General features: G+C 49.2%; 26 protein-coding genes. 19 read left to right on the top strand and 7 right to left on the bottom strand.

Annotated features, from left to right (window positions below):
* Positions 1-74: 74 nt before the first annotated feature.
* Complete coding sequence (locus tag IZU99_01835) at positions 75-5,849, bottom strand: S-layer homology domain-containing protein (GenBank protein ID UOO38035.1); 5,775 nt, start codon at positions 5,847-5,849, stop codon at positions 75-77.
* A 1-nt stretch (position 5,850) separates the two neighbouring features.
* Positions 5,851-6,153 (bottom strand): hypothetical protein, encoded by a 303-nt coding sequence (locus tag IZU99_01830; protein ID UOO38034.1) that lies wholly within the window; start codon positions 6,151-6,153, stop codon positions 5,851-5,853.
* Between the two features lie 176 nt (positions 6,154-6,329).
* On the opposite strand from IZU99_01830, the gene IZU99_01825 reads away from it, so the two are divergent.
* A complete protein-coding gene (locus IZU99_01825; GenBank protein UOO38033.1) occupies positions 6,330-7,865 on the top strand; it encodes a transcriptional regulator in 1,536 nt (511 codons plus the stop codon).
* A gap of 102 nt (positions 7,866-7,967) precedes the next feature.
* Here IZU99_01825 and IZU99_01820 read toward each other — a convergent pair whose 3' ends face one another.
* The 4 genes from IZU99_01820 to IZU99_01805 all read right to left on the bottom strand — a co-directional run bounded on the left by IZU99_01820 (position 7,968) and on the right by IZU99_01805 (position 11,125).
* Entirely contained in the window at positions 7,968-9,227 is a 1,260-nt protein-coding gene (locus IZU99_01820) for a recombinase family protein (protein ID UOO38032.1), read from the bottom strand.
* Positions 9,224-9,793 carry a hypothetical protein gene (locus IZU99_01815; GenBank protein UOO38031.1) on the bottom strand — a complete coding sequence of 190 codons (570 nt, stop codon included), beginning with the start codon at positions 9,791-9,793 and terminating at the stop codon, positions 9,224-9,226. Before IZU99_01815 ends, IZU99_01820 begins: the two co-directional genes overlap by 4 nt.
* 130 nt (positions 9,794-9,923) lie before the next feature.
* Positions 9,924-10,646, bottom strand: a complete 723-nt coding sequence (locus IZU99_01810; protein ID UOO38030.1) for a permease — start codon at positions 10,644-10,646, stop codon at positions 9,924-9,926.
* Positions 10,643-11,125 carry a permease gene (locus IZU99_01805; protein UOO38029.1) on the bottom strand — a complete coding sequence of 161 codons (483 nt, stop codon included), beginning with the start codon at positions 11,123-11,125 and terminating at the stop codon, positions 10,643-10,645. Before IZU99_01805 ends, IZU99_01810 begins: the two co-directional genes overlap by 4 nt.
* A gap of 106 nt (positions 11,126-11,231) precedes the next feature.
* Here IZU99_01805 and IZU99_01800 point away from each other — a divergent pair, with 106 nt between their 5' ends.
* The gene (locus IZU99_01800) at positions 11,232-11,867 is read left to right on the top strand and encodes a Crp/Fnr family transcriptional regulator (GenBank protein ID UOO38028.1); all 636 of its coding nucleotides are present in this window, start codon (positions 11,232-11,234) and stop codon (positions 11,865-11,867) included.
* On the opposite strand, the gene IZU99_01795 is transcribed toward IZU99_01800, so the two are convergent.
* Positions 11,862-12,521: a Crp/Fnr family transcriptional regulator gene (locus IZU99_01795; GenBank protein UOO38027.1), complete on the bottom strand. Its 660-nt coding sequence runs from the start codon at positions 12,519-12,521 to the stop codon at positions 11,862-11,864. The genes IZU99_01800 and IZU99_01795 overlap by 6 nt on opposite strands.
* A 115-nt stretch (positions 12,522-12,636) precedes the next feature.
* Between IZU99_01795 and IZU99_01790 the strand changes: the two genes are divergently transcribed.
* The 17 genes from IZU99_01790 (at position 12,637) to IZU99_01710 (ending at position 24,114) form a co-directional block, all read left to right on the top strand.
* Positions 12,637-13,341, top strand: a complete 705-nt coding sequence (locus IZU99_01790) for a 4Fe-4S binding protein (protein UOO38026.1) — start codon at positions 12,637-12,639, stop codon at positions 13,339-13,341.
* Positions 13,342-13,356: 15 nt separating this feature from the next.
* Positions 13,357-13,671 carry a cupin domain-containing protein gene (locus IZU99_01785; GenBank protein UOO38025.1) on the top strand — a complete coding sequence of 105 codons (315 nt, stop codon included), beginning with the start codon at positions 13,357-13,359 and terminating at the stop codon, positions 13,669-13,671.
* Positions 13,672-13,692: 21 nt separating this feature from the next.
* Positions 13,693-13,857 (top strand): rubredoxin, encoded by a 165-nt coding sequence (locus IZU99_01780; GenBank protein ID UOO38024.1) that lies wholly within the window; start codon positions 13,693-13,695, stop codon positions 13,855-13,857.
* Positions 13,858-13,878: 21 nt separating this feature from the next.
* Entirely contained in the window at positions 13,879-15,510 is a 1,632-nt protein-coding gene (gene hcp / locus IZU99_01775) for a hydroxylamine reductase (protein UOO38023.1), read from the top strand.
* Between the two features lie 21 nt (positions 15,511-15,531).
* Positions 15,532-15,720: a ferredoxin gene (locus tag IZU99_01770; protein UOO38022.1), complete on the top strand. Its 189-nt coding sequence runs from the start codon at positions 15,532-15,534 to the stop codon at positions 15,718-15,720.
* Between the two features lie 128 nt (positions 15,721-15,848).
* Positions 15,849-16,169 (top strand): DsrE family protein, encoded by a 321-nt coding sequence (locus IZU99_01765; GenBank protein UOO38021.1) that lies wholly within the window; start codon positions 15,849-15,851, stop codon positions 16,167-16,169.
* A 20-nt stretch (positions 16,170-16,189) separates the two neighbouring features.
* Complete coding sequence (locus IZU99_01760) at positions 16,190-16,678, top strand: HD domain-containing protein (protein UOO38020.1); 489 nt, start codon at positions 16,190-16,192, stop codon at positions 16,676-16,678.
* Positions 16,679-16,776: 98 nt separating this feature from the next.
* Positions 16,777-17,256: a DNA cytosine methyltransferase gene (locus IZU99_01755; GenBank protein UOO38019.1), complete on the top strand. Its 480-nt coding sequence runs from the start codon at positions 16,777-16,779 to the stop codon at positions 17,254-17,256.
* A gap of 111 nt (positions 17,257-17,367) precedes the next feature.
* Positions 17,368-17,679 carry a 4-oxalocrotonate tautomerase gene (locus IZU99_01750; GenBank protein ID UOO38018.1) on the top strand — a complete coding sequence of 104 codons (312 nt, stop codon included), beginning with the start codon at positions 17,368-17,370 and terminating at the stop codon, positions 17,677-17,679.
* Between the two features lie 61 nt (positions 17,680-17,740).
* A complete protein-coding gene (locus IZU99_01745) occupies positions 17,741-18,004 on the top strand; it encodes a hypothetical protein (protein UOO38017.1) in 264 nt (87 codons plus the stop codon).
* Positions 18,001-18,588, top strand: coding sequence for a hypothetical protein (locus IZU99_01740; GenBank protein UOO38016.1), 588 nt, complete (start codon positions 18,001-18,003; stop codon positions 18,586-18,588). Before IZU99_01745 ends, IZU99_01740 begins: the two co-directional genes overlap by 4 nt.
* A 19-nt stretch (positions 18,589-18,607) precedes the next feature.
* Positions 18,608-20,455, top strand: coding sequence for a DUF87 domain-containing protein (locus tag IZU99_01735; GenBank protein UOO38015.1), 1,848 nt, complete (start codon positions 18,608-18,610; stop codon positions 20,453-20,455).
* Positions 20,455-21,630 (top strand): hypothetical protein, encoded by a 1,176-nt coding sequence (locus IZU99_01730; GenBank protein UOO38014.1) that lies wholly within the window; start codon positions 20,455-20,457, stop codon positions 21,628-21,630. The genes IZU99_01735 and IZU99_01730 overlap by 1 nt, the downstream gene beginning before the upstream one ends.
* Positions 21,627-22,004: a DUF3846 domain-containing protein gene (locus IZU99_01725; GenBank protein ID UOO38013.1), complete on the top strand. Its 378-nt coding sequence runs from the start codon at positions 21,627-21,629 to the stop codon at positions 22,002-22,004. The genes IZU99_01730 and IZU99_01725 overlap by 4 nt, the downstream gene beginning before the upstream one ends.
* 14 nt (positions 22,005-22,018) lie before the next feature.
* The gene (locus IZU99_01720; protein ID UOO38012.1) at positions 22,019-22,312 is read left to right on the top strand and encodes a hypothetical protein; all 294 of its coding nucleotides are present in this window, start codon (positions 22,019-22,021) and stop codon (positions 22,310-22,312) included.
* Positions 22,305-23,321: a hypothetical protein gene (locus tag IZU99_01715; protein ID UOO38011.1), complete on the top strand. Its 1,017-nt coding sequence runs from the start codon at positions 22,305-22,307 to the stop codon at positions 23,319-23,321. Before IZU99_01720 ends, IZU99_01715 begins: the two co-directional genes overlap by 8 nt.
* A 328-nt stretch (positions 23,322-23,649) precedes the next feature.
* Complete coding sequence (locus IZU99_01710; GenBank protein ID UOO38010.1) at positions 23,650-24,114, top strand: hypothetical protein; 465 nt, start codon at positions 23,650-23,652, stop codon at positions 24,112-24,114.
* Position 24,115: the final 1 nt, after the last annotated feature.

Here is a 24,115-nt window from a genome sequence, read left to right as displayed (position 1 = left end):
TCATGTGGGAACAGCAGTAAGAGGCTAACGTAGCACATCTGACTGCTGTTCCCGTTGTTGCTTCTTACTGCATCTTATTTTACAACATTCTCAATGAATCTCATAAGCATCGCCGCGACTTGTGCCCGGGTGGCGTTACCTTGGGGATCAAGTTTTGCTGCATCGCCTTGCATAATGCCTGCGCCGCAAGCCCATTGGACTGCGGGAATAGCATATTCGGAAATGTTGAAAGCATCCTCATAGGAAAGGATGTTGGTGTCTTCGCCAACGATTACGTCGTAGCCTTTATATTGAGCATAACGGTACAAAATTGTGGCAAGCTGTTCACGGGTGATGAAATCATTCGTACCAAAGGTATCCGAGTCATACCCCTTGACAATGCCTTTTACGTTTGCCCAGACAACGGCGTTAGTATACCATTTTCCGGAAGCTACATCGGAGAAAGTATTACCTGTAGCCGCCGGAGTTCCTTCGAGACGGTGGAGGACGGTGACCAGCATCGCTCTTGTCATAGAGGTATTTGGCTCAAACGTCGTTGCAGAGGTCCCTTTGAACAGGCCGGCAAGCAACACATAGTCAATCCCTTCATGGTACCACTGCGTGATGTCCACATCGGTAAACGGCTTACTCGGGCAATCATGCGCAAAAATTGCTTCGATCGTATGATTCGATCTGACGGAAGAAAAGGTGTATGTTGTCACTGTACCGATGCTAGCTCCGTCAACGAGTACATCTTTGATGATGTAGTTTTTATCCGGCTTGATCGTAAATGTGATGCTGCCGTATTCCGTCACAATAGAATTTCCGGCCGGAGTTATTGCCCCGCCCACATTGGCTGTCGAGGTAATCCGGTATGTGCTTGGAGTGTAGGAGCTGCCTCCGCTGGGAGGAGTTGGGGTATACGGCAAGCCCCGCAGGACGGGATAGCTATCAGCCGCCGCGAATCGCCAGGGATCCGTAGAACTGTAGTACGCAGGCTCCGTGCCGCCGCTGGTATACCACTGCCAGCTATCACCGTAGAAGGATTTCGTTTGAAGCTGAGCAGCCGTAGCGCCTTCAGCTTCCCCCGCCAAATCTGCTTGGAGAACAATTGCCATGCTGGAGTCAACGGCACCGCCGATTCCCACAGCGACGTTTGCATTGGTTTCGTAATAGTCTTCACTTAGCATTGTACCCCAGATCAGGCCGGCGATGCCGCCCTCATAGGCGTCCTCGCCTGTCGTGGCTGTTGCGGAAATATCTGCCGCAGAAGAATAGCAGTTCTGAACTCTGATTCCGCCGGCAGCGCCGATAATACCGCCCGCAGTGACGCCCGTACAGTATTCCGGCCCTTTATTCCAGTTAAAATTAAGCATATCGCTAATTACATTGCTGCGATTATAGCAGTTTTCAATTTTGATATTGGTCTGCGGGACAAAGCGGGCAGAGCCGGCAATGCCCCCGGTCAAGGTAGAGGGCGCTTTTGTATAAACCTGCTTATCCTTGCTGATATTTGCGCAGTTTCTTATGATGACCGATTGTGCCGAATCATTCCAATAGATATGTCCAACAATTCCTCCGGCATAAGCCCGGTAGGTATTTTCGACGTCGCAGTTGTTGATGCTTTCAATGTCAGCATCGTTTTGGCAGTTTTCAATGATCGTATCGGTTGAGGAGTCGACAGCGTAACCGACAATACCGCCGACATAGACCCTACGGGTATAGGTATCGCTGGCAGCCTCTGCATGCAGCTTACCGCTGTTATCCGAATTCAGAACATTTCCGCTGGTATAGCCAGCAATTCCGCCAACAAAAGCTTCTTTGCCCCGTGCTGCAACAGTCACGGTGCTTGCCGTAGAAGTGGCTGTACTGCAGTCGCTGATATTGCCGCTGTTATAGCCCGCGATGCCGCCCACATAGACATTTCCGCCGTCACTGGTTGCAGAAACATTTCCGTTTAAGCTGACATGGCAGTCCTCAATCGTCGCTGTAGATCGGTGGGTAGCCGCGATTCCACCCAGGTATACTTCCCCATAGGCTAGGAAACCCTGGGCTGCTGACATGCTATCAATCTCTAGATTGATTCCCTCGATATGTGCTGATGGAGAGGTTAAGCCGAACAATCCTGCATAGATGATTGATCCGTCGGGACTGGTCACATCTATTTTCATATTCTCGATCTTGTGGCCGTCTCCCAGATATCGGCCTGTAAACCAGTCGCTTCCTAGATATCCACCGATCGGATTCCATAACCCTCCGTTATATTGGGCAAGGTCGATGTCCGCGGTCTGGATGTAATTCAGGTCTAGGTGTTCGTTTATGTGCGCCAGCTGAGCCGCTGTGGAGATGTGATAATATTTTTCATCTCCGATCATCGTGAATTCCGTAAACCCACCGTCATCGGTGGAGGTTGTGCAGCCGGGGACGATGCAGTCTGTATCCGTAGCTGGAATATATGGAATTGCAAAACTATCTACTTCTATATTTCCATCGAATGCGTATTTTAGTGTTGCAAGCCCAGTTGATGTGTTAATGATGTATAAACCGTGAGATCCACCATCATAAGCATAAAGCGTACCATATAATACGCCGTTATCCCTGTCATAAGCAATATCTTGGGCATAATTTATATTTAATCCAAGGCTCCCAATTTGGGTAACTGCCGCAGTACTCGGATTAATGGATAGCAGAGCGTCATTATTAATATCCAGTCCGTACAGGTTGCCAGCATTATCTACCGCAATATCTACGATGAGATATGGACCGTCTAATATGCCCATAGGCGTTGAGACGCCGGTCTCGAGGTCGACGGTATATAAGTAGTTGTACGTATTGACTTGACCGATTGCATAGGCCACCTGGTTTTGTGCATCATAAGTAAATCCAGTCAGGGACGAGCCGGTGTAGTCAACCAGTTCATATTCACCGGTTTGCTCATTAATTTTGTATAAACCCGAATTACCTTCGCCGTAACTTACTCCATAGAGCTGGGTTCCAACGAAATCCGCTCCGGACATCCAGAAACCTTCTGCTACATTGCGAATGGAGGTCAGCGGACCGTCCGGTATTCCCAACTTCGCCGGCCCGGTGGCGATTTCGGCACCTTGATTAGTAACAACCCAGACAAAAGCACTAAACTGGTTCTTGACCCAGACCGTGCTGGCCGGGTCTCCGTAGGAATATGTAAGATACCCTGCTTTTGCTGGTGATTCATCGGTCTGATTCGGGGTTCTTACGTTACCGCCGACGCTGATGTAGGTTGCAGCATCGATTGTTCCATCAATTGTGATTTCGCCACCGTAGTCATATCCAATGGCATATACGCCATAGCATCCTGTACCGGTCGCGCTCACATCACCGCCTACCGTGACAACGCCGCCGTTATTGGCCAGAGCTCCGTAGCCATAGCTGCCCGTCACTGTTGCGTTGCCGCCGACTGCCACGCTGCTGCCGTTTCCCTCAGCTGCTGCCGCCGCCGAGTATTGGGGTGAGAGATTTCCGAACGCCGTGACATTTCCACTAACCGATATAGTTCCTGCGTACATTGCCAGAGCTCCATATCGGCCACCAGAGACGTTTCCATTTATAGTAATTTCGCCACCGCTATTCGCTTCCAATCCTTCGCTGTCTACACCTGTTGCTGTAATATTGCCCGTGAATGTAATCAGGCTTGCGGTATCTCCAGACATTCCGTAGGTATATATGCCATATGTATCTGAAGTAATATTGCCACTGCCTATTTCTACACTTCCTCCGTTATAAGCAGATACACCCTTACTGTTATCACCGGTTGCGGTGATAGTTGTTGTGACGCTGGAGTCCACCAAAACACTGCTTCCAATCCCGACTGCTGTTACGCCAGTTGGAGCCGAATCACCGGATGTCGTAGTTAAAATGAGTGTTCCTCCGCCGGGTTCCGAGCTGTCTGTCACTAAGATGTCGTATCCGTCTATCGCAGCAATAGGTACTTCGACATTAGATATATCGAGTTCATATCCGTTCAGGTCAAGGCTCAGCGAGGGGCGATAACTGGAGCCTGCCCAAATTCTTTCATTGTATGTAATATCGCTAAGCAATGTGATTGTTTGTCCGCTCGTCAATTCGTCCAGTGCATCAGCCAGCGATGTATACTTGGTATCTCCTATTTGGCAGACATCTACGGTAAAAGAATCGATATCCATTTTTATGATTGGACCTATGTTGCCGGCAAAATCTTTCGCTTGTAAATATATATCACACGCTCCCGCCGTAAGACTATCCAGATGCAGTGTTGTTTCACCGTTACAGTAATCGCCGCTGCCAGACGTGTCAATGTCCGGAGTTGCCGCGCCATCAGCCGTCACTTCAAAGAAGACTCCGGCAAATTCATCGCAGGTAAATGTAATATCCGCCTGAGAATCGGAATTTCTTTCCACCGTGCCGGCAGTTAACTGTGGCTGGACTGCGTCGGATGCATATTTCCAGCTTAAATTATCGTCCTGCCTAATAATTTGCATACCCGTCTCAAGAGGGTAGAGCACAAAATATCCCGAGGCGCTTTCCTCCATTGAGGTAACAACTGCTTCATTGGTCGCGATCCCGTTTAAGTCATAAGCGAATACGCCTGTGACCGAGCCTGCAATGCTTGTAACCTGACCGGAAGCGGCAACTAAACGACCGCCGGCGGAAAAGGCTTCTCCTTCGCTTGTCTTTAATATGGCATTGATGTCATAGGACGCGCCGGCACCGTGGCTGGCTGATAGATTACCGCCGCTGAAATTTAAGATTGGAAGAGGATTATACTCGGAATAGTAGCCGCTGCCGATTCCACAGGCATCTTCACCGCCATTCGAAATTACTGTTCCCCCGCTAATGTTAATAACAGTGGTACCATCATCATAATCGCCTATGCCGGGGCTTCTGTATCTACCATTTGCCGTGACTGTGCCGCCTTCGATATTTATTATGCCACCGCCGCCGCCGATAGCGGCCGCATAGAGCCCGCTGCTAGCCGTCACAGTTGTGCCCGCTCCGCGTATGGTGATTGTGCCTGTGGATCCGTAACAACCGCCGATGCCCGGACAGTCATATTTTCCGTAGGCGGTTACAGCCCCACCGTCTATGAGAATTTCGCCGTTGTAGCCTTCGTCGCCGCTGCCGATTCCGCTGCCTCCGTCATAGGAAGCTTCATTGCCGGTGCTGCTAGCGACAACGGTTCCTCCGTGAATATGGATTCTGCCAACATCTCCGCTTCCGCCTGAACCAATTCCGGCTCCTGCACCGGAACCGTTTGCCGTAATACTGCCACCATTGATTGTGATATTGCAGTCGTCGCCATAAAGTCCGCTGCCGATACCTGATCCAGCACCATAGCTTGCGTTGGCGTTGATTATTCCGTTATTAATGATGATAACGCCGCCGCTGTGCTGGTAAGCGCCGCCAATTCCTGCTCCATAGTTTCCGCTGTAAGAATTAAGAATCCCCGCATTATCTGCATCAGAATCAATTGTCAATTGAGCCAAATCTGCCACCTGTAATCCGGCCTTGTACTCGCCGCTAAGCAAAGTGTTTTCGGATCCCGCAGCAAGAACAACACTGATTTGAGCTGTTCCTTGGATATCAAAAGCACAGGCGTTACTGGTACCGCTGACATTGATATTAATATCATCAAGAACGATATTTGCTGTTACACCTGTGTTTACCACAATTGTGTTTGCGGTGGAGGCGCCAGTGCCATATATTCGATAATCACCATTAGCAGAAATAATTACTGCGCCAGCTTCGATATTATATTCTGTATAGCTGGCTGCAGATGCGGTTAGCGGCACTGATCCAAAAATTGACAGAACCATAGAGACTGCCAACAACCATGAAAGTACTTTTTTTCTCACATCAATTTCCTCCCTCATATTCACAAACTATCTTCTTGTTAATGTTTTCTTTTAGATCGCCGAGTAGTTTCTCATACTCCGCCTTGTTGTCAAATACGCCCTGATAAATCTTGTCCCATGTCTGAATTTCAATTTCTAAAGACTTCACGTTCTTTAATGTAATATTCAGGATATCTTTCTCAGATATTGTGATTACCTGGTCTTCAGCTTCTGAAGGCGAAAGTATTAATTTTCCTTTACTGATAAGCAAATCAAACGGTTTTGTTTCGAAGAAACCCGTTTTTAGACGGAATTCGAAGCCCAACACAGTCACCTCGTTTCAATCTTGTTTTTTCCCTCTATTTAGGAATTATATCTGATTCTAAAATCTGGATGAATAGTTTTATAGAAACTGGCAATGCCAAATTGTGTGGCATGAATCATGACAAAAGAATTGATTTCCAATAATACCTCTGATAAACTGAAACAGGGGTGGTTGTGATGCAGTTTTATGAAAAACTTGATTTTCTTATGAATATAACAAGAACAAGCAATAGCGCGCTAGGGCAGAAGATTAAACTGGATGCATCCTATATCAGTCGCCTTCGAAAAGGGCAGCGGGGCGCATTAAAAGATATCGCCTGCATAAAGTCTATGGCTGAGTACTTTGCGAGAAACGGCAAAGAGGATTATCAGCGCAAAGCTATGGCCGAAGCGCTAAAACTTAGTTCTTCTGCGGCAGACAGTGGGGAGCTTTCTAAACATATATCAAAATGGCTGATTGATGAACAGGTGGAAGATACGGAATACGTCGGGAGTTTTCTTGCCGGGTTTTCAAATTCCAATACCATACAAGTAAATCCAGATATTTTTCAACAGTTGAAAGCAAAAGCCGAATATCCGCAAGAAGATATTTCTGTTTACTATGGCGTGGATGGAAAGCGTCAAGCAGCCTTATATTTTCTTTCTGAAGTAATTGCACAAAGCAAGCCTCAGACTTTGCTGTTATTTAGTGATGAGACAACCGACTGGATGACGGCAGATCGTGATTTCGCATCGCAATGGGCTTCCTTGATGGTACAACTGCTTTCTAAAGGAAACAGGATAAAAATCATTCATACAGTTAGTCGTGACCTGGATGAAATGTTGAACGCAATAAGTCAATGGATGCCCCTTTACATGACTGGGTTGATTGAGCCGTATTTCTATCCCAAAAAGAGGGATGGAATATTCAAAAAAACACTGTTTATTTCCCCCGGTGTCACCGCTGTTATTTCGAGCTCTATTGGAAATTCGATCGAGCACGCTGCAAATATGCTTATAAGAAACGGCAAAATGATTAGTACATATGCTGAAGAGTTCAACCAGTATTTGAGCCTCTGTAAACCGCTAATGCGAACATTTACTGTTAAAGACAAAGAGGCGTATTTAAATACTTTAATTGAATATGAAAAAGAAAAAAGTAATTCCATTATAAAAACAGAATCACTATCCATTCTGACAATGCCTGACAACATAGTTTCAGGGATAATTGCCCGTATCGGAAATAAAGATGTTGATTACAATAATATACGGGATCAAAGAACACGGCTTTTCGAAAACAATTTAAAGGTCAACTCATGTGCGGAGATCATAAATCTTTTTGACGCTGATTATGCCAAGAGCGGGAAAATTAAAGTTGCTTTTTCGGAGATGTTGCTCGGAGATACAGTCTACTACACTTTGGAGGAATATATCCTGCATCTAGAATACATATTGCTTCTCCTCGAGAAATATGAAAATTTCCATGTTTATTTCACAAATGGAGAAACAGAAGCCCAGTATATCGTATATGCAAGAGAAGAGCTTGGCGCAATAGTCGCTAAAACATCTACTCCTCCAGTTGTTTTGGCAATTAATGAGGCTAACTTAGCAACTGCCTTTTGGGATTTTTTGCGCAGTATGATCGCAGAAAAACCATATCAATACCCAAATAATAAAGAATCTGCAAAAATGTTGGCTGATTATATTCAGCGTATAAAGCAAAGCCAAGAATGAAATAAACGGCATTTTCATACTTTTATTGCAAAAACTTTAAAGCAGTCCTGATAAATAGATGCCCTTGGCAGCCGACTTCATTCGACCGCCAAGGGCGTCGCTTTACTCTGTATAGTCCTGCTCTATTACGACGCCGCATTGGAAGTGAATCTCCATGCTGGTGTCACCGATGATGATCTGCTCGACCATCTGCTTCATAATGATTCCGTCATGTACGTTCATGATTGCACCGGTTTTGATGTGTTCCTCGAAAGCAGCCAGCCATGCTCTGACTTCGGCGTACCGAATGCCTGTTGTCTGCAGCACAGCTTGCTTCTCTTCAAGCGCATCCATCTGCTCTTTGTAGCTCCGTACCTGAGCTGCGCAGTCTGCCTCACTGATTGCCATCCGCTGCTTTGCCTTGTGCAGCTCCAACGCCGCTGCCTGCAGGTCGATGATCTGCTGTTCAACCTTATTGAGAGCATTGCGGTTATCTGGCTCCATGATTAAACCTGCGCTTTCACACACGGCGCTCACGATTTCCTCTGCGCTGTCGATCATCTCTCTGATCGCTGCGAGGTATGTACGCTGCAGCTGATCTTCATTAATATGGTGCGAATTGCAGACGTTTCTACCATTTTCGATTCTATTGGCACAGCCCCACGCCGGCACCTTGGCGCCGCTTCCTACTGTACGCACATGGCGTCTAAGCCTATGGCCGCAGATCCCACATATTAGCAGGCCGCTTAACGGGTATTTACTGGTGTATCGACTGCTGCCAATCGCGTTGTTCCTATCATCTCTTCGTCGTTGCATCTCTTTCTTTGCCATTTCATACATCTCTTTATCGATTATGGCCGGGTGCGTTCCTTCTGCGTAGTACATCGGGGCTTGTCCTTTGTTCTTTTGCCTGTATTTTGAGAGCACATCAGGCTTGAAAGTTTTCCCGAGGATCGCGTTGCCGGTGTATTTTTCGTTGCCTAGGATACTTATTACCACGTTGCTGTGCCAATGCTTTTTACCAAGCTTTGTCAGTATAGCGTCCGATTCCAGCCCTCTACATATCTGTGTTACTGTAATCCCTGCAAGGTATTCGCGGTAAATTCGCCGAACGATCTTGGCCTCTTCTTCGTTGATTACATATTCGCCGTCGCCGACTTTCGTGTATCCGAGCATCAGTCCAGTATTGAGGACGACCTCACCGTTTTTGAATTTCTTTTGGTACGTCCATTTTATATTAGTGCTCATCGTGCGGGATTCCTGTTCCGCCATTGCTGCCAGTATGGTAATTAAGACCTCGCCTCCAGGTGTTAGCGTGTCTATATTCTCATTTTCGAAGTATATGCTGATCCCCATGTCTTTCAGTTCACGGATATAGTTCAAAGCATCCACAGTATTAATACACGTTCCATACTGCCTTTATGCTGCGGCGCAACAAACAGCAGAAATCCACTGACCAATTTAAGCGTTATCGTTTTGGGTGAGGAATGCCCATTCATTTCGAGATATCTGAAAAATTTACGCGCTATCCCAACAAAACTTTGGATTCCTTTAGGAGTACGCACCTTCCTTTCTTCTTCCCAAGATTTAAATCCCAGTATGATGTATTCATAATAGGCAGATAGCTGAATAGCGGGACAAGGCTTTATTCTATGCCACACGATGCAACGGTTTAAAGAATATTCCTCCATCAATGCTGCCATCTTACGAATGTGCATGCTTATGTGATTCCCAACAAGACCTTCTTGAAATTGCTTCTGGATATCAAGAACCACCTCGTTTGTAAACACAGGATCATATAACTCTTTCCCGGCTTTTCGGTACGCCTTAATGAGAGGCCACATGCCCTCATAGTAATAGTTACGAAGGCTGTATTTTCCCAGCCCCATCTCGCGTAACGCATCGAGCAGTCCGTCGCAAAGACATTTTAGTTCAATTTCTTTTTGCATAACAAAGCACCTCCATAATGTTGTGGGTCGGCCGATAACCGTCAACTTCATTATAGAGGTGCTTTCAATATATTTAGTTATTGAAACCATGCGAGTAAAAAGAAGGTTTAAACTCCTAATTTAGTTGTCACTAATATTCATCTGCAGAAAAAGAGATTGCCTTGACCGGGCATGCGTTGACTGCCTTCATAAGCTTCTCTTGATCGATCTCTTTACTGATTGTTTTGAGAGAAGCCTTTTTGTTCTGAATCTCAAATAACTCCGGGTAATTTTTTGTACACAAAGAGCACCCCATACAGGCGGATTTGTTGATGGAAGGGCCGCTCTGATTTGCCTTGAGCTGAGGCAGGTCATCATCCTTTACAATTTTCGCTGTGATCCATGAAAATACAACGATAGCAATGACAGTCAAAACCCAGCGAACCGCCATAAACTTAAATCCCAGGAATTTCAACTCATTTAATAGCATCGGGACTTTTATCACGGCCCAAGCGCTTAATATTATCACAAGATTTCTGACTGAAGCGCCTTTCTTATGCAGCATCACGCACAGCGGAAACGCTGCGTAGATTGGGCCTGCAGATATACTTCCAAGCGCAAGAGAAAGAACGACGCCTTTTACTTTTGCTTCTTTTCCAAGATATTTCATGATTTTTTCCTTGGGAACCCATAAATCCAGGAGAGCAGTCAAAACAAATATGACCGGCATGATCATAATCATTTCTTTTATATAATAAAAGCTGTTCTTGACAGAGGCAATCCCCATGTTCTGGTTTATAATAAACATGGCAATGTAAGCTGCCGCGATGAACAGGATAAACAGGTTTTCTTTTGCTTTTCGCAGAACCTTCATACAATCACCCCCATAACAAGCGCAATAATAATCGCAAATATAAAACTCAGCCCGTTTCTCACGGCGGTAAATTTTAAGCCAAACTCACGCCTTTCCAGCGGAAATGTGACGATACCGACCATCGTAAGCGTTGTCAGAAAAGCGACGGAGGGAACTATCCCCACGCCTGCGTGCACAAGCGTACCGACAAGCGGGAAAGCGATAAATGCCGGAATCAAGGTAATTGCTCCGAACGCGGCAGCAATTACAGTGGCCAAAAGTACCGACTGCTTACCGACGAATTCGGCAATGTTTTCAGGCGGGAATACAGTCAAGATCAAACCAATCAAAAAAATAATGGACAAAATACTGCCCAGCATTCCTTTGCCCATGCCAAACGCCATTTTGAGGGCCTGCTTTGTTTTTCCCTTATCCTTGGCAAAAGAAAACATTAGGAATATGGCGGTTCCGATCCACATTGCCAAAGTCAATACATCCATGTGATACCTCCTATAATCTGTTTGATTTGATTATAGTGGGTATTATTCAATTGAAATAGACACCTATGTTTCTTTTTGCTATAATATTCAAAAAGGAGCGGTCTATATGATAATTGAGAAAATACGGCATATTCCCTTGCTTTCGGAAATGGATACCGCCGTTTTGGATAGATGTGTTACGGAAAATCAGCTGTTTGTAAGGCATTACTCGAAGGGCGCGACGGTACACCATCAGCATGAAGCCTGTTCTGTGCTCGACGTTGTTTTATCAGGAAAGCTTGTTGCGTATTCCTTGTCGGAAAACGGTTCAGCGATTACAATGTTCGAGTTTCAAAAAGACAGTATCATCGGAGCCAATTTGCTGTTTGGAGAAAACACCATATATCCATTAAATATTTACGGCGTAACACCTTGCGACGTGCTTCATATATCAAAAGATGCGGTTATGGAATTTCTGCATGAATATCACTTTGTCATGCGGTATATAAAATCTTTGTCTCTGAATTCCCAAGGCATGAATCGAAAGATTACGATGCTAACCCAAAAAACGCTGCGTGAGAATTTAATGGACTATCTCAAGCAACAATCCATTATTCAAGGCTCTTCGAAAATCGTCCTCCCTTTCAGTAAAAAAGAACTGGCAGATTACTTGGGCGTTCAACGACCGTCGTTGTTCAGGGAACTGAAAAAAATGAAGGACGAGGGAATCATTGAAATTGGTAACCGTACGATACAGCTATAACAGATCGAACTGGTTTTTGTGAAACTTTAGAACGCCGTCATCCCTGAGCTTTGAAAGCTCGGCCGACATGGCGCTGCGCTCGACGGAAAGGTAGTCCGCCAGTTCCTGCCGGTTGAATGGAATGCAAAAGTGACTGCTTCCCGATTTCTTGGCCTCAGTCGCAAGGTAGGCCAGGAGCTTTTCACGGGTGGTGCGTTTTGAGGTAAATTCAATTTTCTGTGTCAGCGATATATTTTTCATGGATACGATACTCAACATATTCTGAATGAGCCTGCTGTGAAAACCACATGCCTTGGCGCACGGGACGGCAAGCCTGTGACAGTCGATAAATAGCAGTTCACTTTCGGTCGTTGTGATTACACTGACCGGAAGCGTTTTTATTTCCGCGCAGGCAAAGGATTCCCCGAACAGGTTCCCAATGTCAATTTTTCCGAGTATGCTTCTGTTTCCGTAATAGTCATCCTGAACGACCTGGACCTGTCCCGATAGAACAATGCCGAATTTTTCGATGCTTTCGCCGCTGGAAAACACGGTTTGACCTTTCTCAAAACGAACCGATTTCGCGGCCAGGCACGATAAAAGCGGCTGTAAATCAGCCTCTTCAATACCCTTGAATAATCGTACTGTTTTCAGCACATCCATATAATTTTTCATTAAATCCTCTTTCGTTGGAATTCCAACCGACTTATTGACTTAAGAATAGTAAACTCAAGACATAAAGTCAACAATAATATGAAATAACGCACTCCGAAAAAGAGGTGAACGGAACATGATTCGAAAAATTATCAGAATTGATGAAGAGAAATGCAACGGCTGCGGTCTGTGCGCAAAAGCCTGCCACGAAGGGGCAATCGGAATGATAAACGGAAAGGCCACGCTTCTCCGCGACGATTATTGCGACGGCCTGGGCGACTGCCTGCCAGCCTGCCCGACAGGCGCGATCAGCTTTGAGGAACGCGAAGCGAAGGAATACGACGAAGCCGCCGTGAAGAAAAGCAAGCTGAGCAAACAGGGAGAAACGCTGGCCTGCGGATGTCCGGGGACGCAGTCTAAAGCAATCCATCGGGAAAATGAGTGTGAGGCCGTCCGGCCCAATATCAGCGAAAACAAAAGCCAGTTGTCACAGTGGCCCGTCCAGATCAAACTTGCGCCGTTGGGCGCGCCGTATTTCGCGGACGCCAATTTGCTGGTCGCCGCCGACTGTACGGCCTATGCTTACGGCGATTTTCACAACAGGTTTATCAGGAACAAAGTGACGCTGATCGGCTGCCCCAAGCTGGACGAAGGGGATTACAGCGACAAACTCACGGAGATCATTCGAAACAACAATATAAAAAGCGTTACGGTTGTCAGAATGGAAGTTCCCTGCTGCGGCGGGATCGAAAACGCAGTAAAAAGGGCGCTTCAAAACAGCGGCAAAATGATTCCCTGGCAGGTAGTGACGATTTCAACCGATGGAACAATTCTTGATTGACAGGAGGTAAGCATAATGATAGAAAAAGAGTATAAGCTGTCCAAAACAAATGAAAAAGCGATAGAAAAAGTTATATTTGACGAAAACCTTCATTACCTCCACATGGTGTTCAACAAGGGTGAGGGATTGCCGGAGCACTTATCCAATTCAAACGTGTATATGACCGTCATTCGCGGAAGGCTCTCCATCGGCCTTGATGAGCAGGAAATCCATGAGTACGAAGCCGGGACTCTGCTGAAAATCCCGTTTCAAGCCAAAATGAATGTCAGAAATACGCATGACGAAACGCTGGAGCTGATTATCGTAAAGGCGCCCGCACCGAAAAGCTGAGAAAGTGTAGGAGGAATCCGGATGAAAAAGTACAGGTGTATTCCCTGCGGGTATATCTACGATCCCGCGCTTGGCGATCCCGACAGCGGCATCGCGCCCGGCACGGCATTTGAAGATTTACCCGATGATTGGCAGTGCCCGATCTGTTTTGTCGGCAAGGACGAATTCGAACCTGTTGAAGACTGAATTTTAAAGGAGGAAGCAAAAATGAGTATGTTTTGTTATCAGTGTCAGGAAACCGCTGGAGGAAAGGGCTGCGCGGTGCGCGGCGTCTGCGGAAAAACCGAAGAAGTAGCAAAGCTTCAGGATCTTCTGATTTACACCCTCAAGGGCATTTCAGAAATTGTAGTCAAAGGAAAGCTGGACGTCAAAACCCTCGGCGAAACAAATTATGAGGTGCTCAGCAGCCTGTTTATGACCATCACCAACGCGAATTTCGACGACGGCTCTATTGAAAAGCAGATCATGAAAATGATCGCCGCAAGAGACAAACTCAGAGATTCTGTTGCTTCTGCGGGTTTACACGACGCGGCGACTTTCACGGTTAGTTCAAGAGAATCCATGCTGGAAAAGGCCGCAACCGTCGGCGTGCTGTCAACCGCAAACGAGGATGTGCGTTCTCTGCGCGAGATGATCACATACGGTCTTAAGGGCATGGCGGCCTATGCCGAGCATGCGAAAAACATCGGAAAAGAAGACTTGGCCATCAACGCCTTCATCTATGAGGCGCTGGCTGCAACGCTGGACGACTCCCTCTCCGCCGATGATCTGGTTGCGCTGACACTGAAAACAGGCGAATACGGCGTCAAAGTCATGGCTCTTTTGGATGAGGCCAACACCTCGCGGTTCGGCAATCCTGAAATCACTGAAGTTAATATCGGCGTCAGAAAAAATCCCGCGATCCTGATTTCCGGCCATGACCTGACCGATCTGGAACAGCTTTTGGAGCAGACGAAGGGAACTGGCGTGGATGTATATACCCATAGCGAGATGCTGCCCGCCCATTATTACCCGGCTTTCAAAAAATACGATAATTTCGCGGGCAACTACGGCAACGCATGGTGGAAGCAGCTTGACGAATTTGTCTCCTTCCATGGTCCCATCCTGTTTACCACCAACTGCATCGTTCCGCCCAGAAGCGAGGAGGTCCGGGGCAGGATATTTACAACGGGTTCCACGGGCTATCCTGGCTGCAAGCACATTGAAGCCGAGGAGAACGGCAAAAAGGATTTTTCCGAAATCATCGCGCTTGCCAAAACTCTTCCCGCACCAGATGAAATTGAGACTGGCAGCATCGTGGGCGGCTTTGCCCATAATCAGGTAATTGCCCTGGCCGACAAGGTTGTCGATGCCGTCAAATCAGGCGCGATCAAGAAGTTCTTTGTTATGGCCGGCTGTGACGGACGCATGAAGTCCAGAGAATACTACACCGAGTTTGCCGAGAAGCTCCCGAAGGACACGGTGATTCTTACGGCGGGCTGCGCGAAGTATCGCTATAATAAGCTGAAGCTGGGCGATATCGGCGGTATTCCGAGGGTTCTGGACGCCGGGCAGTGCAACGACTCCTATTCTCTGGCGGTCATTGCCCTTAAGCTCAAAGAGGTGTTCGGACTCGACGATATCAACAAGCTGCCGATTGCGTATAATATCGCCTGGTACGAACAGAAGGCCGTCATCGTTCTCTTGGCTCTGCTGTACCTGGGCGTGAAGAACATCCATCTCGGCCCCACGCTGCCGGGCTTCCTGTCACCCAATGTGGCCAAGGTGCTGGTTGAAAAATTCGGTATCGCGGGTGTCGGAGCGGTTGACGATGACATCAAACTGTTCATGAATGCCTGATTGGGAAAGGAATATCAGCATATGAAAGCGATGATCGACAGAGAAGACTGTATTTCCTGCGGACTATGCGCATCAACCTGTCCGGAGGTATTCCGGATGGCTGATGACGGGCGCGCGGAGGTTTGCGCGGACCCTGTTCCTGAATCTGCGGAAGACGCGGCAGCAGAAGCGCGGGATAACTGTCCCGTCTCTGTTATCACGGTAGAATAACCATGAATCAGCGCCCTTCTGAAAGGTTTTGGCAGTTCAGAAGGGCGCATCATCATCTAATCATTATTTAACATCGCACTGATTATGGTATAATTATTAGCATCAAATTAATGTTGGGAGGCTGCAAAATGAAAATTGGGGTTATTATCGAGACAAAGGAATTTGAGAAGTCCTGGAACGCGATGCGTTTTGCCGTTACAGCCAGAAAGAACGGGCATGAAGTAAAGGTTTTTCTGATGGGGGAAGCTGTTGAAATTGAGAGCCTTCACCACGAAAAATTTGACGTGGCTACTCAGGTTGAGGCGTTTCATGAGGCAGGCGGAGAAATTCTCGCTTGCGGCACTTGCCTCAAATCAAGGAATATGGACGGCAGCGAAGTCTGCCCACTTTCAACAATGATTGATTGCCTGAAGATGGTGGAATGGGCGGATAAAACGGTAACCTTCTAAAGAGAGGCAAGGGGCACGAAATGAACCTTATTGGACAGATAATCACCGCTATGATTGCCTATTACGCCGGGGATGTTCGGCGAATTAACCATTTTCTGAAGGTATACGGTTTTGCCAAGGCAATCGGAGAGATGGAAGGATTAGACGAAAGCACGCAGGAGATTATTGAAATCGCGGCGCTTACTCATGACATTGGGATTAAAAACAGCGAGGAAAAGTACAACAGCTCCGCTGGAAACTATCAGCAGATTGAAGGTCCGCCTGAAGCAAAAAAGCTTCTGGAGGGGTTAGACATCGAATCGGGTGTTATTGACCGTGTTTGCTGGCTTATCGCGCGTCATCATACCTATACCGACATTCAGGGAATCGATTATCAGATACTGGTTGAGGCGGACTTTCTTGTTAATTTTTATGAGGATGATATGTCGATTGACTCCGTTCACAGTGCCGGGGGTAAAATGTTTAAAACATTGAGTGGGAAAGCTATTCTAAACGCAATATATGCCTAAAGAAAAATTAGATCAACAATTAGTATGAATACGAAAAAAGCGGTCTTGGCAGCATTTACTGCCAGACCGCTTTTAATCTATTATCTGGAGGTTTAATAATGTCAACGGATGAAAAAAAGCTTGATTCTCAACAAGTAGCTCCGCCCTTACCTGACAACATCGGAATAACTCAATCCTCGGGATTAGATCATCACGCAGTCTTTTCCCGACAGCGTGTGGATGTTTTCAAGGATGATGAGATTGCCAGCACCCAGAGCGCAAGGCAGCACAAGGATGCCACCGATCTCGTCTGCCAGCCGACCTATCAGCAGACGGTGGGCACCATCGGCTACAGCGACCACAAGGGCGTCAACAATCAGTTCGTCAGCGAGGATAAATGCATCGTGGAACGCACCTGCCTCATCCGCCGCCTGACGCCTCTGGAGTGCGAAAGGCTCCAAGGCTTCCCCGATGGCTGGACGGATATCCCTGATGCATCCGACAGCGCACGGTATAAAGCGCTGGGCAACAGCGTGGCGATCCCCTGCGTTGAGTTCGTTCTGCATGGCCTTGCCGCCGCTCTCCGAGTGGTCGGGTAAGTATGTAATATGCTTCGTTTTTCGGGTGTTCTTCGTTGGGTTTGGTAATAGCTATCGCTTCATTCTTTCGCTATACTTGCGTTGCAAATCAGGAGAAAGGAAGTACCCGCCATGGAGAACACTAAGAACCTCTGCGCTCAGATACCAGAATCCCTGCACGCCAGAGTGCGCTCGGAGCAGGAGCAATCAGGTCAGACGCTCAGCCAATATGTGACTATGCTTATAACAGAATACTACAATCAGAAAGAAGGAAAGAAAATGGACGGCAACAGAACTATGGCATTCCAGATCCCGGAGGAACTCTTCCAGCGGATCAAGCGCTACCTCGATAGCGAGTCGGAGCGCACCGGCAAGAAGCTCAGTCAGCGGGAGTTCGTGCTGGGACTTATCCAGCAGGCTCTGGACGACGCAAACATCGAATAATCCAATACGACCGTATGGGGGCTGCCGAAAGGCGGCCCCTAAACTTTTGGAGGTGAACACTTTGTATCTATACCCTGACAACCTCAAGGCCAAGGCGACGCTGTTCCTGTGGGAGCTGAAGGATATCGGCATTATCGGCGTGGGGCTTCTGCTCTCTGTTTTTGCGCTGGCGCAGCTCCACATCTTTCTGCCCATCGTGATCACGGCGGTCTACGCCTTTCTCTCCATCCGCTTTGAGGGCACCAGCATCAAGGACTTTATTGCAAACGCCATCGGCTTCTTTTTCCTGAAGCCGCAAACCTACAGATGGGAGATGAACGCATGAGCAGAAAAAAGAAAACAGCCGAGAAGGAACGACAGTCCACCCGGCAGCTCTTGAACATCCTCGGCATTACCGATTACAGTCTGCTGACCGGCAACGGAGAGCTGGTCTTTTTCTCTATCAAGCCGACCAACATCAGCGTGCTGTCCGACACCAGCGTGGCGGCGCGGATCTATGCGCTGATGACTGTTCTCAAGGGCATCGCGGAGCTGGAGATGCTCTGCATCAACAGCCGCGAGAGCTTTGAGGATAACAAAAGCTATCTCAAGAGCCGCACCGAGGCGGAGAATCTGCCTGCCGTGCGGAAGCTGCTGGAGCAGGACGCGGTCAGCCTCGACCGCCTGCAGGTGCAGATGGCGACCGCCCGTGAGTTTCTCATCATTGTGAGACTCAGAAAGGAAAAGGAAGCGGAGGTGTTCCCGTATCTCTCCCGCATCGAAAAATCCCTGAAAGATCAGAACTTCACCGTGCGGCGCTTCGGAAATGAGGACATCAAGCGGCTTCTCGGCGTGTACTATGAGCAGAATGTGACCACCGAGGTCTATGAGGACAACGACGGCGAGCGTTGGATTATCCTCGGCGAGTAAAGTTAGGAGGTATCTATAATTGGGTAAGCACACCAAGAAAGGCACCGCCCCGGTGAAGGATGCTCAGATCAAGGAGTTTCTGGATATGGTCTCGCCGGGGATCATCAAGTTCAACACCGACCATATCATCTGCGGCAACACCTATCGTTGCGTCTGGGCGCTGCGGGAATATCCCACGGCGACCGACGAACAGGCGATCCTGCGGCATCTGGGCGAGAAGGACGGCGTGACGCTTCGCATCTATACCCGGCAGGTCACGCCCACGGAGGAAAAGCAGATCATTCATAACGCCGCCAACAAAAATCGAATGGCGGGCTCCAACGCCAATGACCTCCAGCAGACGGTCACCGCCGAGAGCAACCTGCAGGATGTGGCCGTGCTGGTATCCAGCATGCACCGCAACCGTGAGCCGCTCCTGCACTGCGCGGTATATATCGAACTTATCGCCCACGAATACGACGCCCTCAAGCTGCTCCAGACCGATGTACTGACGGAACTGGTACGGAGCAAGCTCAATGTGGACAGACTCCTGCTCCGTCAGCAGCAGGGCTTCCTCTGCGTCGGCCCTTCCGGGCGAAATGTGTTTGGCGCGCAGTTCGAGCGTGTTCTGCCGGCCAGCTCGGTCGCCAACCTCTATCCCTTCAACTATTCCGGCAAGACCGACGCCCACGGCTTCTACATCGGGCGGGATAAGTTCGGCAGCAACATTCTCGTCGACCTCGACAAGCGCGACGATGACAAGACCAACCCCTGTTGCCTCATCCTTGGCAACAGCGGTCAGGGCAAGAGCTATCTGCTCAAGCTGCTCCTGTGCAACATTCTGGAGAGCGGCAAGAATGTCTTATGTCTGGACCCCGAGCACGAATACATCGATCTGGCGGAGAACCTTGGCGGATGCTTTATCGACCTCATGTCGGGCCAGTACATGATCAACCCGCTTGAACCCAAGTCATGGGACGATGGCAGCGATGGCAGCGATGCGGCGGACATTGCCGATGCCGACGCACCCCAGACCTTCCGCCAGACCACCAAGCTCAGTCAGCACATCTCCTTCCTCAAGGACTTCTTCCGATGCTACAAGGATTTTGATGACAAGAATATCGACGTCATCGAGCTGATGCTGGCGAAGCTATACGCAAAATGGGGTATCAGCGACCGCACGAACTTCGCCAAGCTGACGCCTGTGGATTACCCCATCCTATCGGATCTGTATGCGCTGATTGAGGCGGAGTACAAGGGTTTCGACGAAAACAGATACCAGCTCTACACCAAGGAGCTTTTGCAGGAGATCCTCTTGGGGCTCCACTCCATGTGCCAGGGCGCGGAAAGCCAGTTCTTCAACGGACATACGAATGTTACAAGCTCCCGCTTCGTGGTATTCGGCGTGAAAGGACTTCTACAGGCCAGCAAGAATGTGAAGAACGCCCTGCTGTTCAATGTACTGTCCTTCATGAGCGATAAGCTCTTGACCGAGGGCAACACGGCAGCGTCCATCGACGAGTTGTACCTCTTCCTAACCAATCTGACCGCCATCGAATACATCAGGAACTTCATGAAGCGGGTACGCAAGAAGGAATCCAGCGTCATCCTTGCCAGCCAGAACCTCGAAGACTTCGCCATCCCCGGCATCGCCGAGTTGACAAAGCCCCTGTTCAGCATCCCCACCCACGCCTTCCTGTTCAACGCCGGCAACATCGACAAGCGCTTCTATATGGACACGCTCCAGCTCGAGGAATCCGAGTACAACCTCATCCGCTTCCCCCAGCGGGGCGTTTGCCTCTACAAATGCGGCAACGAGCGGTATAACCTTATGGTCCACGTTCCGGCGTATAAGGAAAAGCTGTTCGGCAAGGCAGGTGGTCGCTGATGGCGTTCACTGCGGCAGCGGCGGCGAAGATTGCTGCAACTGTACTCACCAACGATAAGCTCCGCAAGACGGTCGGCTGGATCATCGCCGCCGTTCTCTCTCCGCTCATTATTCTGCTGGTCATCGTGTGCAGCTTCCTATCAGGCGGGGCGGATCACAACATTGAAGCGCTCGATCTCTCGTACTACGGCGGCATGATCGCCGGCTCTGTGCCGGAGGCGTACCGGGAGCATATCGAACAAATGCAATCCAGCCTCGCCATCGTGGATAGCGAGATCGCCGCCGTCAACTCAATGGCGGAGGGCGGCAACGGCCTTGACTCTCACCGGGTCAAGGCCATTTTTTATTCTCTGTACTTCGGCGAACAGAATCCCAGCGCAATAGGCATCAGCCGCTTCGTGGACTGCTTCGTATCCTATGAGCAGCGCACGAACGCCGATGGTAACATCTACACTGTAGCCGTGCCGCTCCCCATCGAAACGGCCTACGAAAATATTCAAAGCGTAATGGGCATACCCATCACCGATGTGGTAAAGGAAAATGTCACCGCAGTTATGCTCCGCACACGAAGTGGCGGAGATACCTTCTCCGGCGCATATCTCCGTGGCGACGGAGCCAGCATTGAGTTGGATATCTCGGCATTCACAGATCCATACACGAAAAACAATCTCGACCTTGCCACCTATGCGGTCAGCGCATGGGAAAACGGCTGGGGGTATGTCTGGGGCACCTGCGGATGGGTGCTGACCGACAGCCTCTTTGCGTCCAAGCTGGCACAGTACCCGGACGGCGTCGGCAACTACGAGGACTTCATCCGTGAGAATTGGCTCGGCGGCAGAACCACAGACTGCGTGGGGCTTATCAAGGGCTACGGTTGGCTCGACGTCAGCGACATGAGCATTGGCTATGCCATTAACGGAATGCCGGATGTTGGTGCGGACGGAATGTATTACAACGCCACAGTCAAGGGAGATATGTCCACCATGCCCGACACGCCGGGTCTCGCCGTCTGGCACGAAGGGCATATCGGCGTATACATCGGAAACGGCGAGGTCATCGAAGCCATGGGAACCAAGTACGGCGTGGTCAAGACGCAGCTCTCGGAGCGAAGCTGGACGGTGTGGTTGGAGGTACCCTACATCACCTATATCACAGAAACGGAGGAAACACCATGAGCGAAAACAAAACGCTGCACATCCTGCGCGTGGAACCGGGCAAGGCTCCTGAAGAAAAGGATATTGGTTCTGACCTCAAGAGCCTACAAGAAGAAGTCGGCGGTCTGATTGAGTGCGTGTATCTGGATGATGACTCTGGCACCATTCTCGTGTGCAACGAGGAAGGCAAGCTGGGCGGCATGGAAATGAACAGACGGCTGGGCGAAGACATTATTTGCGGGCCGTTCTTTCTCGTCAGAGATGACGGCGAGGGTGACTTTGCCTCTCTCTCCGAACAGCAACTGGAACAGTACAAAGAGGTCTTCGGAAAGCCAGAGCAGTTCGCAGAATATGAACCTGACGCTGAGCCGCACATGCGGTTTATCACATTTTGATTGGAGGAAACAACATGAATATGATTGATATCACGATTCCCTTTGATGAGGAAAAACTCAAAGCCTTGGAATTCACTCTCAAAAAGGAAAACGCCACTACACAGCAGCGACTGGAACGGACGCTCATAGAGCTGTATGAGAAAGCGGTGCCGGAAGCTCTGCGCGAGTATGTTGACAGCAAAACCGCGCCTGCTACTCCCAAGCCCAAGCGTCCGGCGAAGCAGCCCACACCAAAGCCACAGCCTGCACCTGCGAAGCCGACCGTCTCTGCTGTCGCGCCGATGAAGGAGGCTGAGAAAAATGGCTGATGATAATTCTATCGAACTCTGGATGGACAGACGGCGACTCGCCGCGCTGGAGCGCGTGCTGAATGAGAGCGGCACAGATACGCAGACCGTCATGCAGGCGCGGCTGGATGAGCTGTATGCACAGTATGTCCCGGCGCAGGAGCGCACCGAAATCAATATGGCGATTGAGGCCGAGCGCATTGCAGCGGAGCAGAAGGCGGAGGAAACACGGCACGTCTCTGTGTTTCATGTGACGGAGAACGGCACAGAGCAGTATTTCAAAACCGACCGTGGACATGAATTCCTCGACGCCGCTCACAGGCTGCGGTTGTATCTCCAAGAAAATCTCGTCACGGATTCCTTTGCAGAAACGTATGTCTGCCGCGAAGCAATCACCGCAGACGAGTTTGATGAGATGGTCGGCGTCCGAATGGACAACACCGGCAAGGTGGTCGGCGCGTTCGATATCGACCTCGACAAGCGGGAGTTCTCTGCCGTCAATATCATGAACGGCTGGGAAACCTTCGCCATGGGCGACGTCAGCACGGTGGCCCATCACGCATTCCGAAAGGATTGTCTCTCGGCAGAGCAGAAGTGGGCCGCTTTTCTTGACAAGCTGGACGGCAAACAAATCACATCGGCTGGGCATCTCAGTGCGCGAAGTTTCTCCCTCTCCGATGAGATCATAGACATGGATAACGGGAAACTCAATTTTTATATCGACGCCAACTTTGATGTGGACGCTGTGTTCGGAACCCATGTCTGCACAGATGAGAATGACGACTATATCAATCTCTACGCAAACTACGATATGGAGGCACAGAAGGTCTGTGATTCGCTGGACATCATTCTCTGGAAGGACGACGGACAGACAGAACTCAGCTACACGCTGAACGCAGCCGAGAAAGAAGTTCTGCTCCGTGCGATGGACGCCTACTGCCAGGAGCAGACGGGCGGCATGAATGTCGTCGAATACAGCAAGCGGTGCATGGCGCAGACGGACAGCCCACAGGCGCAACCGACCATGTAAGCCACCGTGACGGCCTGTGCCGCCCTGTGTGCCCTCCTTCGGGCTTGTGTGGCATCCCAGTACCCCGGCATGGCTTGACCGCCGTGTCGGGGCTTTTTGCGGGAGGTTTGAAGGCAAAATGACGCTCACGATTTTAGTACAGGATAAAGCACCGGGGTCGCAGAGCGCCCTCCGATGCGGAAAACACCGCCCCGCAGAGCGGGTCGGGGCATTTTTGAAGAGGGGTCGTAAAACCGCTTTTTTGAACCGACCGGGGTCGTGAAGGACGGAAAAGCCCAGTGTTACAGGCTTTTGACGGGTGACGTGGGCGGAAAGGACAGAATTATTTATGAACGAACAGATAAAGAAGAAATATGCCTTTTGGCTCAATCCGGATACCAAGAGACTGGTCGAAATTAACTTTCAGAAAGACAACTGTCAGAGCCAGTCGGAGTTTGCTGAGAACGCGATACGGTTTTACGCCGGATACATTTCGGCAAAGGACGCGACCGCATACCTCGTGCCGGTGCTGACTCAGGTGTTGCGCGGACTGCTCGACAGCTTCGCCGCACACACCAACCGCAACCTCTTCCGTCTCTCGGTGGAGGAAGCAAAGACAATGAATATCATTTCCGGACTGATACGAGTGAGCCCGGAACAGCTCAAGCACATCCACAACAAATCCATCAGCGATGTCAAACGGCTCAAGGGCACGCTGACATATGAGCAGCTCTATCAAGATCCGATACCGCTGGAATATGATTTGGATATTGACACGCTCATACAGGGCGAGGATATGGACGAGGATGAGTGAT

It is taken from the genome of Oscillospiraceae bacterium CM, from assembly GCA_022870705.1.
Taxonomy (GTDB): domain Bacteria; phylum Bacillota; class Clostridia; order Oscillospirales; family Oscillospiraceae; genus Sporobacter.
Note: the sequence above shows the minus strand (reverse complement) of the source record. Positions and strands in the feature narration are given on the sequence as shown.